We start from the raw sequence: 17179 nt of genomic DNA, 5'->3' as shown, positions 1-17179 counted from the left end.
ATGAAGGCGCTGCAGATTTACGCGGGCCCCAAGGCTATGGCGCACCTGGGGCGGTACGGCTTGCGTCCACAGGATGTCAGCACGATGGCTGCCGCAGCTGGTGGCCCCAAAGGGCTGATTCTGGGGCCGCTGGATCGCTTTATTTTTGGCCAGTGGTTGCCACAATCCAGTCAAGCCGTGCATTTGGTCGGGGCCTCCATTGGTGCCTGGCGCATGGCTAGCGCTTGTTTGAATGATCCGGTTGCGGCTTTTGAGCGGCTGGAGCGTGAGTACATTGGTCAGCATTACGACTTGCTGCCGGGTGAGAAACGTCCACCAGCTTCACGTGTGAGCGCTCTGTTTGGTGCGAATTTGCAGGCGTTTTATGACGGACGGTTGGCAGAGGTGTTGCAGCATCCGCGTTACGCCTTGCATGTACTGACCTCGCATGGACGCGGCTTGCTCTCACGTGAACGTCATGGGTTGACCGCGCTGGGTTATGTGGGCGCGTTTCTCAGCAATTTACTGGCGCGCCGGGCCTTGGGGCCGTGGCTGGAGCGGGTGGTGTTTTCCAGCGGTCCAGGCACAGGTTTGCCCGATTTGCCTTTTGTTGCGCATGATTACCCGACGCAACAGGTGGCCCTGACCGAGGCAAATTTTCAGGCCGCATTACAAGCCAGTTGCTCCATTCCTTTTGTGCTCCAGGCGGTGCATGACATTGCCGATGCGCCAGCGGGTGCGTATTGGGATGGCGGGGTGACCGATTACCACTTGCACCTGGACTATGCCGGTGTTCAGAATGCTCTTGATTCAAGAGCTACTCAGGCTTATTCCATAATCGCTACAGAGCAAAATCATATAAAAGATGCCAGGGCATCCGATCACACCGCTGGCTTGGTGCTGTACCCGCATTTCCAGCGTAGCGTGGTGCCGGGCTGGCTGGATAAACATCTGTCGTGGCGCCACGGCAGTACGCCATTTTTGGACATCATGGTGTTGCTGGCTCCGAACCCGGATTGGGTCAAAACCCTGCCCAATGGCAAGCTGCCTGATCGGGGTGACTTTATGCACTATGGCGCTGATTTGATTGCCCGCATGAATGCCTGGAACGCTGCCGTGAGTGCCTGTCACCAACTTGCTGACGAATTTGCCGCCTGGCTAGAGCAGCCTGACCTGAGTAAGGTCAGGCTGCTCTAGTTTCATGAAGGTGCGCAAGAGGCACGGAATGGACCCGACGAGCCACGAGGTGCTTGAACCTCAGTGGGTTGGATACACCCATGCGGCATCACATTGCCAGTGTTTGATCCAGTCTGGAACGTGATGTGCAGGCATGGGGCGCGCAATACCGTAGCCTTGGGCCAGATAACATCCCATGGCCAGCAGGCGTACGCCGTGTTCAGTGGTTTCGACACCTTCAGCAATAGCCTCCCGGTCAAATGCCTGGGCAAGCCCGATCACACCTTGCAAAATGGCCAGATCATCAGCATCAACCAGCATATCGCGCACAAAACTCTGGTCAATTTTTAAAGTGGTCACGGGAAGCCGCTTTAGATAAGTGAGTGACGAATAGCCGGTACCAAAATCGTCCAGCGCAAAAGTCACCCCCATCTGACGGCATTGTTCGATGACATGGCTCACCATCGTCATGTTTTCCAAGGCACTGGTTTCAAGCACTTCCAGTGAGAGCATGCCGGGTTTCACCAAAGGGTGGTTTTCCAGCAGGGTACGCAACCGATCCACAAACACCGGTTGCTGCAATTGGCGTGCACCCACATTCACACTGACAGGGATGTCCAAACCTGCGGACTGCCATTGCTCGATTTGGCTGAGAGTGGTTTCAATCACCCATTCACCTACCTCTACAGCCAGCGGATGATCTTCGATCACCGGCAAGAACAGGGCCGGTGCCTGCAGGCCAAGCTCAGGGTGTTGCCAACGGATCAGGGCTTCCAGACCAATCACTTTACCGCTGCGCATATCCACTTTAGGCTGGTAGTACAGCGCCAGCTCGTTGTTTTTCAGGGCTTGCCCAATACGTTTCAGGCTTTCATGGTGTGTACGCAGACCACTGTCTTGTACCGCATCAAACACGTGGAAACGGTTTTTACCAGCCAGTTTGGCCTGGTACATCGCCTGATCGGCCTGGCGGATCAGCTGATCCGCATCTATGTCGCTTTCCTGGGGGTAAAAACTCACACCAATGCTTGCCGATACTTGCAGGTGTGAGCCATCCTGATCAAATGGCATGGCGGCCGCTTGCAGCAAACGCAGCAACAGGGAGTCACTGGTGGTTGTGTTTTCCAGATCCATCAGTACGGCAATAAATTCGTCACCACCGGTGCGTGCAAGCGTGTCACCTTCACGTAGCGCCAGTTTCATGCGGTTGGCCAGTATGCTCAGCAGTTGGTCTCCGACCCCGTGACCAAAGTTGTCGTTGACGGTTTTGAAACCATCCAGGTCGAGGAACACCACGGCCAGGTGCTGGCCGCGCCGAAGGGTCTGTGTCATGCCTTGGCGCAGGCGATCAGCAAGCAAGACCCGGTTGGGCAAACCTGTGAGCATGTCGTAGTGGGCAATGTGATCCAGCTCTTGTTCGTGTTCTTTCTGTACCGTGATGTCGGAGAACAGTGCCACATAGTTTTGGATCTGGCCTTGAGCGTCACGCACCGAAGAGATATTGAGCATTTCTGCATACAGCTGGCCCCCTTTACGGAGATTCCAGAGCTCGCCATACCAATGTTCCTTGGTGGCCAGTTGTTTCCACATGTCAGCGTAAAAATCCGGGGTTTGTTTCCCAGAATTAAGCATCATTGGCGATTGCCCCACAACTTCTGCGCGGCCATAACCAGTGATGCGTTCAAAAGCCTGATTCACTTCAACGATGATGCCATGTGTGTCGGTGATAAAAATGCCTTCACGTGCAGATGAAAAAACGCTTGCCGCAAGCTTCAGTTGAGCTTGTGCCTGTTTCAGCTCGGTGAGTTTGGTTTCCAGTTGCTGGCTTTTGATTTGCGCTTGTTGCCGGTAGTGTTCACGGTCGAGCAGGTTGCGAATGCGTTGCCGTGCGGTCTCAACCTGAATCGGCTTGGTGATGTAGTCCAGTGCACCGAACGAAAGACCTTTGATTTCAGCGTCGACAGTCGCCAATGCGGTGATGAAAATCACCGGAATGTCTTTCAGGCTTGGCTCGGCCTTGAAGCGTTTGCAGGTTTCAAACCCGTCCATTTCAGGCATCATGATGTCGAGCAAAATCAGTTCCGGTGGCTCTTGTATGGCCAGCCTAAGCCCTTCTGCACCCGAGGTAGCCAATTGCAGGTCGAAGTCTTTTTTGAGTGAAGCACCTAATGTGAACAGGTTGGCTGGGGTGTCGTCAATGGCCAGAATACGTGGTTTGGGCGCTTTGATGAAGGTATTCATGTGTCGCTTTGGCTTGTATGTGAGGCGGTCGTGGGTAGTTGACTCAGCAGGGCCAGCGCTTGTTCAAATTGCAAGTTATGAATCAAAGGGCCGATGGTTTTCACCTGCTGTGCCAGTGGTGTGTGACTCGTCAAGGTCACAAGCTGTTCAAAGCAGTCGAGTGCATCAAATTGATGGTGCTTCAACATGTTGGACAACTTGGCGTGTAACTGGCTTACTTTCGGCCAGTCTGGCTCCAATCCAGGTAGTTGCGGAATGTTCTGGACCTGGTTCATTGGGGTGGCGCTGTCAGGCTGCTTGGGTAGCCAGGGTGCGAGTGCTTTGAGCAAGTCTGCTTTGGCTATCGGTTTGGTGATAAAGGCATCCATACCCACCGAAAGACAACGTTCACGATCTTCTTGAAACGCATTGGCAGTCAGGGCCATGATGGGAAGACGCGGACGCGCGTTGGCACGCTCCCAGGCCCTGATTTTTTCGGTGGCGATGTAGCCATCCATCACCGGCATTTGGAGATCCATCAGAATCAGTGCGGGCTGGGCCCCCTGGGTGATGAGATCAAGTGCCTGTTGGCCGTTTTCAGCGGTTGTTACGTGCAGCTTAAATTGTTTGAGAAAAGTTTCTACCACCATGCGATTGACGGGATTGTCTTCCACCAGCATGACTTCTACCGTTGATGGGGTGGTCTGGGGCGAGCCCTTGAGTGTGGGTGGTTTACCCTCTATGCGGTGTTGTTTACCGGGGTCATATTCATCTGCCGCTGATGGACACTGCACACTCACCTGAAACCAAAAAAGGCTACCCAGTCCAGGGGTACTTTCCACGCCCACCTGACCCCCCATCAAGGTGGCCAAGTGGCTCACAATGGATAAGCCCAAACCGCTGCCACCGTATTCCCTTGTGGTGCTGTTGTCCGCTTGGACGAAGGGTTGGAAGATACGGGCAACTTGCTCGCTTGTCATGCCTATGCCGCTGTCTTTGACCGAAATTTTCAGCACCGCAACATCTTCCAAACGGTGCAGTTCGCTGCCTTGAATGTGTATGTGGCCCTGATGGGTGAATTTGATCGCATTGCCCACCAGATTGGATAACATTTGGCGCAACCGGTATACATCACCACGGTAGCGAGCGTTGACAGGCCCGCTCCAGTCGTGTGTCAGGGTCAGGTTTTTCTGAAGAGCCACACTTTCAAAGAGCAACTGTGATTCATGCAGCAGCTGGGCCGGCTCAAAGATACTTTGTTCAAGCTGAAGTTTGTTGGCCTCAATTTTGGACATGTCCAGAATGTCGTTGAGCAGGCTCAATAGGGATTGACCCGAGTTCAAGACGGTGCGGGCATAGTCCAGACGCTCATGTTCAGAGAGTTTGGGCTCAAGCAGAAGCTGTGCCATACCCAGAATGCCATTCATGGGTGTTCTGATTTCATGGCTCATGGTGGCCAAGAAGCGGCTTTTGGCCAGATTGGCCAGTTCTGCGGTTTGACGTGCCGCCACCAGTTCGGCCACACGTTCGTTCACCGCACGCGACATGGCATTAAACGCTGCCCCGAGTTGGCCCAATTCGTCGTGGCCTTCCTTGATGGGGGCCGGACTCAGGTTACCCATGGCTACTTCTTGGCTGGCACGTGTCAGGTCAATCAAATGGCGGGTCAACCACCACACCAGAGCAGTTAATACGAGAAAGGACAGCAGCAATTCAATCAAGGCAATCAGCAAGCCTTGATTCCTTAAGGTGTTTTGGGCCAAAAAAATGGGCGACAGGTCCAGTCCAAAATGCAAGACCCCCAACTTTTGACCAAACATGACGATTGGTTTTTGAACGTCGTAGGAGCTGTCAGTGTCATGACCAACGTTGTTGATACTGGTGTCTGGCTGAGGCAGCGAAACATGGTCTTCAATTCCGCTGCTGGCCATGCGTACACCTTGAACATTGCTGACGGCCAGGTAGCGGATACCTTGGCCACTGCCTTTGCGGCTTTCATCAAGCACCGACTGCACGGTGGCGTAGTCACGCTGTGCCAGTGGCGCTACCAGTGCGGCAGTCAGAATGGGGGTGATTTGATTGGCATGATCTTCAAGTTGCGCCGTCATGTAGGTGTTCATCAAGCGCAAGCTGTTACTTACCAAAACTGTCAGCATCACCGCTTCAACCGCCAAGGCTACCAGCAGCAAGCGGGTGCGCACACTTTGAAACAGGTGCTTCATTTCAGGGTTTGACGCACTTCAGCTGCAAAGGGGTCCATGGCTTCCAGTTCTTTGGGTTTGAGCATGCGATAACCATCAAGCTTGTATTTGACAAAGTAGCTTTTGCCCGAGTCGCTTTGCGCAAAATTCTGCAAGGCACTGTCGAGTGTGCTTTTGAGTGCCAGTTGTTGTGGGTTGAGCATGTACACACGTCCAGCCATCGGCTCGCTGATGGCCAAAAAACGCAGTTTGGATTGCAGTTCCCGCGGCAGACTTTGGTAGTTGGCCAAGGACGCAAATCCAGCAGCAGCCTGATTCTCAAGAATCAGATGCGCCACACTGTCAGAGGCACTGATATAGCGCAGCGGTTGGCTCAAGCCATTACTTTTAAGCCAATGTTGACCCCATAACGTGACCAGTGAGGTGGATGACAAACCCAGCACCTGTTTGCCTTTGAGGTCGCTAATCTGTTTCACCTTGCTATCGCCGGCTACCAAGGTCACGGCCCTGAAATCAGCAATGTAGGTGATCAGTGGTGTGTATCCTGCATCTGTTTGGGCAAGGCGTGCCTGGTGGCCTGTGGTGATCGCCAGGTCGTAGTCCAGGTGCATCATGCGTCGCGCAAATTCCGTAAAGTCCGGGGCTGTAACCACTTCTACGGGCTTGCCCAAGGCTTGTTCAAGATGAAGGCGAAGGGGTTGGTACATCTCAAGGATCACACGGGCGCTTGTGTGTGGCGCAACACCCAGACGAAAAGGCTGAACGGTTTGAGCCATAGTCTGACCACTGGCCCATGCCGCCAAGATCAAAACAAAGGTTCGGCGCATACATGTGAGTGGACTGAATGACATATGGACTTTTACGAAATCACATTCAAAATGTGTGAAAAAATGCCGTCATTGTAGGAGGCCAATTCTTTGTACGAACCTTGAATTGGCACTGCAAACCAATGGCCAATCATCCAACCACTCTAGGCGGAGCCAGTCGCGATGGCGTTGTCAAACGTGAGTGGCGGACATTCACGGCATGACGGCTATCCCCAGTTTTGAAAAACGCCACAGACTGTTGAAGCTGTTCGGCTTGACCAGACAATTCTTCGCTGGTGGCCGCCAGTTCTTCTGATGCACTGGCGTTTTGCTGGGTGGCCTTGCTTAGCTGATCCATGGCTCCACCAATGTGGGTGATGGAGCCGCTTTGTTCACTGGATGCGGCGGTAATTTCTTGCACTAATTCTGAGGTTTTCTGGATGCTGGGTACGATTTCATCAAGCAACTTGCCAGCACGCTCGGCGGTGGTGACGCTTTGGCTTGCCAGCTCACCAATTTCTTTGGCAGCCTCCTGACTACGTTCGGCCAGCTTTCGTACTTCTGCTGCCACAACGGCAAAGCCTTTGCCATGCTCGCCAGCGCGAGCAGCCTCGATGGCCGCATTCAAGGCGAGCAGATTGGTTTGGTAGGCGATGTCATCCACAATACCAATCTTGGCTGCAATTTGCTTCATGGCCACTACAGTTTGGCTGACTGCATGGCCACCATCACTGGCCTCGGTGCTGGCTTTGGTGGCCATGCCATTGGTGATACGTGCGTTGTCGCTGTTTTGGTTGATGCTGGCCGACATCAGGCTGATGCTGGACGTGGTTTGTTCCACACTTGATGCCTGCTCACTGGCAGCCTGGCTGAGCGCTTGGGCTGTGGCTGACACCTGATTGGCAGCACCTGTAAGGGCATCGGCAGCGGCACGAACCTCTTCCATGACACGTGTCAGGTTATCGCTGGAAGTGTTCACACTGTCTTTGACCTTGCCAAACAGGCCTTGATAGTCCCGGCGGATACGGTGGGTCAAGTCGCCCTTTGCCAAGGCACTCAGGGCATCGGCCACGTCGGTCATGACGCCTTCGCTGGTATCCAGCAACTGGTTCATGCCATTGGAGAGGTTGGCAAAAAAACCGTTTTTACCTTCCAGGCTCAAACGGCCACTCAAGTCACCACACGCGGCGGCTTGAACCGCTTTGTCAATGTCTTCCTCGGCGCGGAGTTGTTCTGTGACATCTTGCCACTGACCCACTGTGCCCAAGCGTTCACCTTCAGCAGTGTTCACCGGCGTTGTGGTGAGGTCATACAAGCGTCCCCCCAGATTCAGGCGCGAATGGGCGACAGTCGTCAAATTGCGCAAGCGTGTCACTGCCGCCTGTGGTTCAGCGTAAAACATACCTATGCTGCCGCCAACCACTTTTTCAGTATCAAAGCCAGGAATTTGTCGACGGAAACCCGCTGCATTTTGCCGCAGGGTGGTTTGCAAGGCGTGGTTGATGTAGATCACCGTGCCATCGACATCCGCAATACGCACCGGCAAGCTGACGTTATCCAGCGCGGTTTTGACTCGGGCATTAAAACGTGCTGCGGTGCTGGCTTGTTGCAATGCATATTGCACTTTATCAACTGCTTCGCTGATACGCGCTCTTTGGCCGGGCAGGCGCGCCATGGCGATGTCGAGTCGCCCTTCTGCGTAACCAGTGACCACATCCACCACTTTCATCTTCACTTCAATGTGTGATTGCACCAGCGTATTGATGCTTTGCGCCATTTCGCCATATGCACCTGGCAGGCTCACGGCAGGCATCACATGGTCAATGTTTCCAGCGTTATGCTGGTGAGCCATCTCGGCTTGTGCTAATTGAAACTGGTTAAGTACGGTTTCCATTTTGCCCATGGCCAAAATCAAATGGCCGACTTCGTCCTGGCGATCTGTCACCAATGTGGTGCTCAAGTCGCCTTGGGCAATTTTTTCAGCAGCGGCGGTGACCATACCCATGGGACGCACCACCATGCGCCGAATCAACAGCAGCCAGATGCCTGTGATGACCAGCACAATCAGCAAGCCAGCGATGGCATACATGTTGCGCAAGCGGTTAATTTCAACGGTGTATTCATCCACATACGTGCCGCCAGCAACGACCCAATCCCAGTTTTTAAGATACGCAAAGGCCACCACTTTTTCTCGTGGAACGGTCTCGCCCAACGCCGGGTTGATCCATGGGTAGCGGATCTGACCGTTCTTTTGCGCCAGAATATCCTTGATGAATTCGCGACCGTTGGCATCTTTGGTCGCCAACAGGTTTTTGCCTTCACTGGCGGGGTGGATGATGAGCTCACCGAGTTTGTCACCTGGCTTGGCGTTGAGCACGTAAAAATAGCCCGTCTGGCCAATTTTCAGACCTCGCACCGAATCCTTGAGGGCGGCGAGGTAGTCAGAAAAATCCAGTCCGATAAAGCTTAATCCTACGATGCGCCCTTGTGCATCTTTGATCGGGTTGTATTGCGTCATGTACTGACGACCAAACAGCGTGGCAAGGCCTGTAAAGCTGACCCCCGCCATCGTGGCTTTGTATCCGGGGTGGGCGCGGTCGAGCAAGGTGCCGATGGCGCGTTCTCCCTTCTCGTTTTTGAGGGAGGTGGTGATACGTACAAAATTGTCGCCTGACTTGGCAAACACGGTGGCCACGGCCCCGGTCATGTCTGTGAAGTGGTCAACCAACGTAAAGTCAAGGTTGACGGTTTTGCCATCCAGCTTCAAGGTAGGGGTGGCCTGACCTTTGATGTCGATGCTGGCAGGGAACATCTCAAACGTGCCTTTGAGGTTGCCTTGAAAGGCTTTGGCTAAGGCGTTGGTGCGTACTCTCAGATCGCGGTCGGTTCCCTCAATCAGGTTGATGAGCATTTGGGTTTTGTCCGCTACTTCGGTGGTGGCGCGGTTCTCAATCGTTTGTGAGATGGAGTAGCCAATGGCCAGCACACCCAAGGTCAACACCGCGGCAACTAAAACAAAGTTGCTGAGAGCCAGTTTGGCACCCAAGCCAATGCGATGCCAACTTGTCAATGATGGGGTCATGTTGTTGAAGCTTTCTGAAAATGAGATAGTGTCCACAGATCGCCATGATTGTGACCCGGATCAGGATGCTCACAAGGCGCTTAGGAATTCAATTTATGACATTGGTTTTCTCTCTAGCCCTTGTTTGGTAAGGTCTAGAAGCTCTGATTTATAGAGCGATCATGAGCGTGACATGTCCTTAAAACGTCTCCCAATCCCCATCATTACTGCCACTGGCCTGAGTCGCAGGTTTAGGGGCTGGCTTGGGGGCCGGTGCTGCCAAAGGGGACGGTGCTGCGCTGGGGGCTTTGGCCGGGGCTGGGCGGCTGGAAGGTGCGCTGTGGCCACGGGCTGCAGCCCCCTTGGGGGTGCCGCTGGCCCGGCGATCCGGCCCTTTGAAATGGCTGACCTTGGGTGGGTGTGCGCGCACGGCCGCCGTGGGCACCACCGTGTGGGTCACATCACCGGTGCCCAGCTTGAACACCGCCACGGTTTGTACCAATTCCTGCGCCTGGGATTTCAGGCTGCTGGCTGCGGCAGCCATTTCCTCCACCAGCGCCGCATTCTGCTGGGTCACCTGATCCATTTGGGTGACCGCTTCACCCACCTGGCTGACCCCCTGGCTTTGCTCGTTGCTGGCCGCGCTGATTTCGCCCATGATGTCGGTCACCCGGCGAATGCTGTTGACCACTTCCTGCATGGTGGTGCCCGCCTGATCCACCAGCGTGGTGCCTTGTTCAACCCGCTCGACACTGGTGTTGATCAAGGCCTTGATTTCCTTGGCGGCTTCGGCACTGCGCCCGGCCAGTGAGCGCACCTCGGAGGCCACTACGGCAAAGCCACGGCCTTGCTCACCGGCACGGGCGGCTTCCACGGCGGCATTCAGCGCCAGGATGTTGGTCTGGAAGGCAATGCCGTCTATGACGCTGATGATGTCGCTGATCTTGCGGCTGGCCTCATTGATGCCTTTCATGGTGTGCACCACCTGGGACACGACTTCACCACCTTGCACGGCGACGCTGCTGGCATTCATGGCCAGCTGGTTGGCCTGGCGGGCGTTGTCGGCGTTTTGTTTGACGGTGGAGGACAACTCTTCCATGCTGGCGGCGGTTTGCTCCAGGGCGCTGGCCTGGTTTTCGGTGCGGCTGCTCAAGTCCTGGTTGCCTTGGGCGATCTCAATGCTGGCGGTGGCGACGCTTTCACTGCCGTGACGTACCTCGCCAACAATTTTTGCAAATCTGTCACGCATCAGTGCGATGGAGGCCAGCAAGCTGGCCTGTCCCGGATTTTTGAGTGAGATATTGATAGCCAGATTTCCCTCGGCCAGTTGTTGTGTGATGACAGCGGCTTCGTTGGGTTCACAACCGAGTTGGTTGAGGATGCTGCGGGAAATGTACACGCCAAGGGCTAGCAAGATACCAATCAAGAAGGCCGTTCCCAGGGCAATGCCGATGGCCCGATTAAACACGGTGGCATTGACCGTATCCACATACACACCTGAGCCAATGACCCAGCCCCAGGGCGCAAAACCTTTGACGTAGGAAACTTTGGGTACCGGTTCCGTACTTCCGGGTTTGGACCACATGTAGTTCACAAAACCGCTGCCGCTGGTTTTAACGGTGCGGACAAACTCGGAAAACAGATGCAAACCAGTGGGATCTTGGATATCCATCAGGTTTTTCCCCTCCATTTCTGGCTTGATGGGGTGCAACACCATGGTGTTGTTCATGTCATTGATCCAGAAGTATTCGTCACCGCCGTAGCGCAGTTGTCGGATCGTATCTTTGGCAAGCTGTTGCGCCTCAGTCTCTGACATTTTTCCGGTGGTGGCCAGTTGCTGATAGTGCGTCACCAGGTTATGAGCGATTTCGACCGTTTGTCGCACCGCGTTTTGACGTTCATTCAAAATCAGGGTACGTTCAGAATACAGAAAGATGGTCGTTAGCAGGACGACTCCCAGCACGGCAACAGAAATTAACAAAGCCAAACGCCGAGCCACTGTCATGGTTGAAAAACTAGACATAAGTAACCCCTTTCATATTTCATTTCTAAACTATTTGTGATCAAGCATCCAGTAACAGCAACACGGATGATTTAGAAATGGAATCAGTTTGTATTTCTTGTTGCTGATGCTGATGAGTTAGGCTTATTGAATATGAATATAGGCGAATTTAAAGATGTACAGGGGTTGGCGCAAGCCGAATAGCCATTCTTTTTCTTGTCTTTGTTCAATGTTTGATTTTGCGCAACTCCAGCGGCCAGTTGAAGCAGGAAAAGCTTTTGCCGAGACTATCATTTATGCCATGTCACCCCCCTTGAACTTTGGCCAATTCTTGACTTCATTCTTGTTGCTCATGGCATGAGACTGGATGTTCTGCCCCCTGTGTTGCTGGCCTCGGTATTGGGGGCCGGTTTGCAGATTGCTCAGCCGCAATTGTGGGATGCTTCATCTTATGGGCTTTTTATGGCTGTAGCGCTTGTTCTAATTGCGCTGGCAGCTATCAAAAAAATTGCACCCTGGATGCGCATGAGTGCTTGGGTGCTGGCTGGCCTGCTGTTGCTCTTTGGCCTGACAGGTTGGCGCGCCCTGATTTTTGAGCGCCAGACTCTGATGCCTGAACTGGAAGGGCGTAACCTGGTCATCACGGGGGTGGTGTCTTCCATGCCGCAGCGCAATGAAGCGGGTCTGCGTTTTCGCCTGGCGGTTCAGACGGCGCAGCAGGACGGTCAAACCGTGCGCGTGCCGCAAAAGCTGGAGCTGGCCTGGTACAGCGGTGTGTTTGCCAAAGGGGATGGCCCAGGCGAATTGCGGGGGGAACTGCAACGTGTACCCGCAGCCTTGCAGGCGGGAGAGCGTTGGCAAATGACAGTTCGCCTGAAAGCACCGCACGGGGCGCTCAACCCTCACGGCTTTGATTACGAGCTTTGGCAGTGGGAGCAGGGCGTTCAAGCTACCGGCTATGTGCGCGCTGGCCCCAAAGATCCGATACCTGAATTACTGGGCATTACATGGCGCTACCCGGTGGAATGGGCACGCGGCCAGGTTCGCGAGCGCATCTATGCCCATGTGCCTGATGACCCCCATGTGGCGGGGCTGCTGGCCGCACTCGTCGTGGGTGATCAGGCCGCCATTGAGCGCAGTGACTGGGATGTGTTTCGTGCCACCGGTGTGGCGCACCTGATGAGTATTTCTGGCTTGCACGTGACCATGTTTGCCTGGGGTGCCGCACTGCTGGTGGGGTGGTTGTGGCGGCGCTCAAGCTGGCTGTGCTTGCGGGTGAGTGCCCCCAGTGCGGCATTGGTGGGAGGCATCATTTTGGCGCTGGCTTATGCCTTGTTCAGTGGCTGGGGGGTGCCGGCGCAGCGCACCGTGCTGATGCTGGTCACTGTGGGTGTATTGCGTTTGCTGGGTTTGCGATGGCCATGGCCACTGGTATGGTTACTGGCTTGCGCTGTGGTGGTTCTGATGGACCCGTGGGCGTTGTTACAGGCCGGTTTTTGGCTGAGTTTTGTGGCGGTGGGTGTGTTGTTTGCTACAGATTCTGGAGCTTTTAGCGCAGGTAAAACGGGTGCTAGAGGCCAATTTGTTACCTTGATGCGTGAGCAGTGGGTGATCACGCTGGCACTCACACCCTTGAGTCTGTTGTTGTTTGGTCAGGTTTCTTTGGTGGGACTGCTGGCGAATGCGCTGGCGATCCCGTGGGTCACTTTGTGCGTGACCCCTCTGGCTTTGTTGGGTACGTTTTGGCCAGCACTTTGGCAGGTTGCGGCTTGGTCGGTGGCGTTGCTTACGGCATTTTTGAGTCAGTTGGCCGCCTGGCCTTGGGCAACCTATGCCAGCGCCCAGGCACCAGTGTGGGCCGGCATTGCAGGGGTATTGGGCGGGGTGTTGTTGGCTTGGCGTTTGCCCATGAGTTGGCGGCTGCTGGGTGTGCCACTGCTGTTGCCGGTGTTGCTGTGGCAGGCTCCCCGCCCCCCGATGGGGCAGTTTGAGCTTTTGGCGGCAGACATTGGTCAGGGCAATGCGGTGTTGCTGCGCACTGCCCATCATGCTTTGTTATACGACGCTGGCCCACGCTTTAGCCGTGAAAGTGATGCCGGACACCGTGTACTGGTACCCCTGTTGCGGGCTTTGGATGTGCGACTGGATACGTTGGTGCTGAGTCACCGGGATAGTGACCACACTGGTGGTGCACAGGCGGTGCTGATGATGCAGCCGCAAGCCCGTTTGCTGAGTTCCATTGAGCCGGAACATGAACTGCAACAGGTACGACTCGCCGAGCCCTGTGCAGCCGGGCAGCATTGGCAGTGGGATGGTGTGTTTTTTGAAGTGCTACACCCCCAAGCCGCTGATTACACCGGTGTGCGCAAAACCAATGCCATGAGCTGTACCCTGCGCATTTCCAACGGGACACAAACCGCACTGTTGGCAGGTGATATTGAGCAAACTCAAGAAACCCGGTTGGTGGCCAGTGGTGCGCCGTTGGCGGCTGATGTGTTGCTGGTACCGCATCACGGCAGCAAAACCTCCAGCAGTGCCGCGTTTCTGGATGTGGTGCATCCCCGTATGGCGCTGGTTCAATCGGGCTACCGAAACCGCTTCGGTCACCCAGCAAGCCCCGTTTTGGTGCGCTATGCCGAGCGTCACATCACTGTTGTGGATACGCCTCATTGTGGTGCGGTGCGCTGGCAATCATGGCAAGCCCAGGGGGTGACTTGCGAGCGTGAGGTGCAGCGCAGGTATTGGCATCATCAGGTGCCTTGATTCTTTTGCCTCACTCCCCCAGCCCGCTCACCCCGCCAGGCGAGAGGGTGCCTAACAGCCCTATTGGGCTTTGTGTTGCGAGGGTTGCAAATTCAAGCTGTACGGACGACACAGCGATGAGGGTATAGGCCTGCCATGTAAAACCTGTGTGATTGAGCGTTGACGAACGGGTTATCGGCGCGAGCATTTTTGTGCTTTCATTCCGCCCAGTTGGCCGATGCCTGGTAGCACGTCTCTTAAAAGACGCGGCCAAATAGGACTGTTCGCCCCTCTTTCCGTCCCGGCGGGGGTGGAAAGAGGTGGGGGTGATAGCGGGGGCTACAAAAGAATGAAACTTCAAAACACAAGAAAAATGCAAACCGGAAGATCAGAAAAAAGAGAAGATGGCCCAAAGCTTGCTAAGCTGTACCCAGGAGTGAAAATGATGCAGAAATTTGACGAGATGTACACCCAACTGCCCTATGAGTTTTTCTCTGGAGGCAAGCAGATTCGTGATCACTACAAAATCTACGATGAATGGCTAGCCCGCCAACCGGGCGACATGATGGCCAAGCGTCGTGAAGAGGCCGAGATGATCTTTCGCCGTGTTGGCATCACCTTTGCGGTCTATGGCGAAAAAGACGAAGACGGTGCGGGTACCGAGCGCCTGATTCCGTTTGACCTGATTCCGCGCATCATTCCCGCACACGAATGGCACAGCATGGAGCGTGGTCTGGAGCAGCGTGTCACTGCCTTGAACCGCTTTCTGCATGATGTCTACCATGACCAGGAGATATTGAAGGCGGGTCTGATTCCCCGCGAGCAGATTGAAAACAACGCCCAGTTCCGACCACAAATGATGGGGGTGGATTTGCCCAACAACGTGTACTCGCAAATCTCCGGCATTGACATCGTGCGTGCGCCTGATGCCAAGGGTAATGGCGAGTACTACGTGCTGGAAGATAACCTGCGCGTGCCCAGCGGGGTGAGCTACATGCTGGAAGACCGCAAGATGATGATGCGGCTTTTCCCCGACCTGTTCAGTGCCCACCGCGTTGCACCGATTGCGCATTACCCTGATTTGCTGCTGGAAACCCTGCGTGAAAGCAGCCCGGCAACAACCGCTGAGCCGACCGTGGTGGTGCTCACACCCGGTATGTACAACAGTGCTTATTTTGAGCATGCGTTCCTGGCGCAGCAAATGGGTGTGGAACTGGTTGAGGGGCAGGATTTGTTTGTCAAAGACAACTTCTGCTACATGCGCACCACCCGTGGACCACAACGTGTAGACGTGATTTATCGTCGTGTAGATGATGATTTTCTGGATCCAAAGGTATTTCGTCCGAACTCCACACTCGGTTGTGCGGGATTGCTGGATGTTTACAAGGCGGGTCATATCAACATCTGTAATGGCGTAGGCACGGGAGTTGCCGATGACAAGTCGATTTACCCCTATGTGCCCAAGATGATTGAGTTCTACCTGGGTGAAAAACCCATTTTGAACAACGTGCCAACCTATATGTGCCGCAACAAGGATGACTTGGGTTATGTGCTGGCCAATATGAAAGACTTGGTGGTCAAAGAGGTGCACGGTGCTGGCGGCTACGGCATGTTGGTTGGCCCTGCGGCGACCAAAGCCGAAGTGGAGGATTTTAAAAAGGCTGTCCAGGCAAACCCTGGTGGCTACATTGCCCAGCCGACCCTGAGCCTGTCCAGTTGCCCTACCTTTGTCGAGAGTGGTATTGCCCCGCGTCACATTGATTTGCGGCCTTATGTGCTGACCAGCAAATCAGTGCAAATGGTGCCGGGTGGTTTGACCCGTGTGGCACTCAAAGAGGGTTCACTTGTCGTCAACTCGTCACAGGGTGGCGGTACAAAAGACACGTGGATTCTGGAAGATGATGTCAATACAAGCCAAAGCCAAAGCCAAAGCTAATAGCAAAGTGCAATTAATTTAGTGAATATCGGGCTATAAGGCTCATGGAATAAGCGTTATGCGCTATTAATATCGAGGATATACAGTATGTTGTCACGCACCGCCGACCACCTTTTTTGGATGAATCGCTACACCGAACGTGCCGAAAACACTGCCCGGTTACTTGATGTGAATTACCAAACTTCTTTGCTGCCGCAGTCTGATGCAGTTGCAAAGGCAGGTTGGCAAGGCTTGTTGTCCATCAGTGAGCTGTTGCCCACCTACCGAGAGAAGCATGGGGATATCACGGCTAAAGGTGTGATGGACTTCATGGTTAAAGACGAAAGCAATCCTTCCAGCATCGTGTCTTGCCTGAGTGCGGCCCGCGAAAATGCCCGTGCTGTGCGTGGCACGCTCACCACCGAGGTGTGGGAAACCCAAAACCAGACTTGGCTGGAAGTCAAACGCATGCTTAAGGCTGGTGAGTTTGAGACCGACCCGTCCCAGTTTTTTGAGTGGGTCAAGTTCCGCTCACATTTGTCACGTGGGGTGACGGTGGGCACCATGCTGATGGACGAAGCGCTGTATTTCATGCGCTTGGGTACTTTTCTGGAGCGGGCTGACAACACCGCCCGCTTGGTGGATGTGAAATTTCACGCGGTGGAAAGTGATTTTTATGGTACCGCCAATGTGAAAGATCAGGAATACGACTTTTACCACTGGAGCGCCATTTTGCGCAGTGTCAGCGGCTTTGAGGTCTACCGCAAAGTCTACCGTGATGTGATCAAGCCTGAGCGTGTGGCTGAGTTGCTGATTTTGCGACCTGACATGCCGCGTTCTTTACATGCCAGTCTGAACGAAGTGGTGGGCAATTTGAAAATGGTGTCGAATGACCAATCGGGTGAAACACAGCGCCGTGCCGGCAAATTGCGCGCAGAGTTGCAATATGGCCGTATTGACGAGATTCTGGCTACCGGATTGCATGCGTATCTGACGCAGTTTTTAGACCGTGTGAACGATTTGGGCGCGCATATCAGCCGGGATTTTTTGGTGCCTTCAGCGGTTTAAATTCAACCC

General features: G+C 54.4%; 9 protein-coding genes. 4 read left to right on the top strand and 5 right to left on the bottom strand.

Annotation, left to right across the window (positions count from 1 at the left end):
* The gene (locus LDN84_RS12050; RefSeq protein ID WP_223912956.1) at positions 1–1176 is read left to right on the top strand and encodes a patatin-like phospholipase family protein; all 1176 of its coding nucleotides are present in this window, start codon (positions 1–3) and stop codon (positions 1174–1176) included.
* Positions 1177–1236: 60 nt separating this feature from the next.
* On the opposite strand, the gene LDN84_RS12045 is transcribed toward LDN84_RS12050, so the two are convergent.
* The 5 genes from LDN84_RS12045 to LDN84_RS12025 all read right to left on the bottom strand — a co-directional run bounded on the left by LDN84_RS12045 (position 1237) and on the right by LDN84_RS12025 (position 11466).
* On the bottom strand, positions 1237–3396 hold the full coding sequence (locus tag LDN84_RS12045) for a GGDEF/EAL domain-containing response regulator (RefSeq protein WP_223903705.1): 2160 nt from the start codon (positions 3394–3396) through the stop codon (positions 1237–1239).
* Complete coding sequence (locus LDN84_RS12040; protein ID WP_223903704.1) at positions 3393–5597, bottom strand: ATP-binding protein; 2205 nt, start codon at positions 5595–5597, stop codon at positions 3393–3395. Before LDN84_RS12040 ends, LDN84_RS12045 begins: the two co-directional genes overlap by 4 nt.
* Positions 5594–6352 (bottom strand): phosphate/phosphite/phosphonate ABC transporter substrate-binding protein, encoded by a 759-nt coding sequence (locus LDN84_RS12035; RefSeq protein ID WP_223903703.1) that lies wholly within the window; start codon positions 6350–6352, stop codon positions 5594–5596. Before LDN84_RS12035 ends, LDN84_RS12040 begins: the two co-directional genes overlap by 4 nt.
* A 181-nt stretch (positions 6353–6533) precedes the next feature.
* Positions 6534–9464: a Cache 3/Cache 2 fusion domain-containing protein gene (locus LDN84_RS12030; RefSeq protein WP_223903702.1), complete on the bottom strand. Its 2931-nt coding sequence runs from the start codon at positions 9462–9464 to the stop codon at positions 6534–6536.
* A gap of 178 nt (positions 9465–9642) precedes the next feature.
* Positions 9643–11466, bottom strand: coding sequence for a methyl-accepting chemotaxis protein (locus tag LDN84_RS12025; protein WP_223903701.1), 1824 nt, complete (start codon positions 11464–11466; stop codon positions 9643–9645).
* 336 nt (positions 11467–11802) lie between these two features.
* Between LDN84_RS12025 and LDN84_RS12020 the strand changes: the two genes are divergently transcribed.
* From LDN84_RS12020 to LDN84_RS12010, 3 genes are all read left to right on the top strand, one after another.
* Positions 11803–14208, top strand: a complete 2406-nt coding sequence (locus tag LDN84_RS12020) for a DNA internalization-related competence protein ComEC/Rec2 (RefSeq protein WP_223903700.1) — start codon at positions 11803–11805, stop codon at positions 14206–14208.
* A 424-nt stretch (positions 14209–14632) separates the two neighbouring features.
* A complete protein-coding gene (locus LDN84_RS12015) occupies positions 14633–16123 on the top strand; it encodes a circularly permuted type 2 ATP-grasp protein (protein WP_223903699.1) in 1491 nt (496 codons plus the stop codon).
* Positions 16124–16210: 87 nt separating this feature from the next.
* Positions 16211–17170 carry an alpha-E domain-containing protein gene (locus tag LDN84_RS12010; protein ID WP_223903698.1) on the top strand — a complete coding sequence of 320 codons (960 nt, stop codon included), beginning with the start codon at positions 16211–16213 and terminating at the stop codon, positions 17168–17170.
* Positions 17171–17179 lie beyond the last annotated feature (9 nt).

The organism is Rhodoferax lithotrophicus (assembly GCF_019973615.1).
GTDB lineage: Bacteria > Pseudomonadota > Gammaproteobacteria > Burkholderiales > Burkholderiaceae_C > Rhodoferax > Rhodoferax lithotrophicus.
Note: the sequence above shows the minus strand (reverse complement) of the source record. Positions and strands in the feature narration are given on the sequence as shown.

Coding starts and splice junctions, on each gene's coding strand:
- LDN84_RS12050 (WP_223912956.1), top strand. CDS start 1: ATGAAGGCGCTGCAGATTTACGCGGGCCCCAAGGCTATGGCGCACCTG.
- LDN84_RS12045 (WP_223903705.1), bottom strand. CDS start 3,396: ATGAATACCTTCATCAAAGCGCCCAAACCACGTATTCTGGCCATTGAC.
- LDN84_RS12040 (WP_223903704.1), bottom strand. CDS start 5,597: ATGAAGCACCTGTTTCAAAGTGTGCGCACCCGCTTGCTGCTGGTAGCC.
- LDN84_RS12035 (WP_223903703.1), bottom strand. CDS start 6,352: ATGGCTCAAACCGTTCAGCCTTTTCGTCTGGGTGTTGCGCCACACACA.
- LDN84_RS12030 (WP_223903702.1), bottom strand. CDS start 9,464: ATGACCCCATCATTGACAAGTTGGCATCGCATTGGCTTGGGTGCCAAA.
- LDN84_RS12025 (WP_223903701.1), bottom strand. CDS start 11,466: ATGTCTAGTTTTTCAACCATGACAGTGGCTCGGCGTTTGGCTTTGTTA.
- LDN84_RS12020 (WP_223903700.1), top strand. CDS start 11,803: ATGAGACTGGATGTTCTGCCCCCTGTGTTGCTGGCCTCGGTATTGGGG.
- LDN84_RS12015 (WP_223903699.1), top strand. CDS start 14,633: ATGCAGAAATTTGACGAGATGTACACCCAACTGCCCTATGAGTTTTTC.
- LDN84_RS12010 (WP_223903698.1), top strand. CDS start 16,211: ATGTTGTCACGCACCGCCGACCACCTTTTTTGGATGAATCGCTACACC.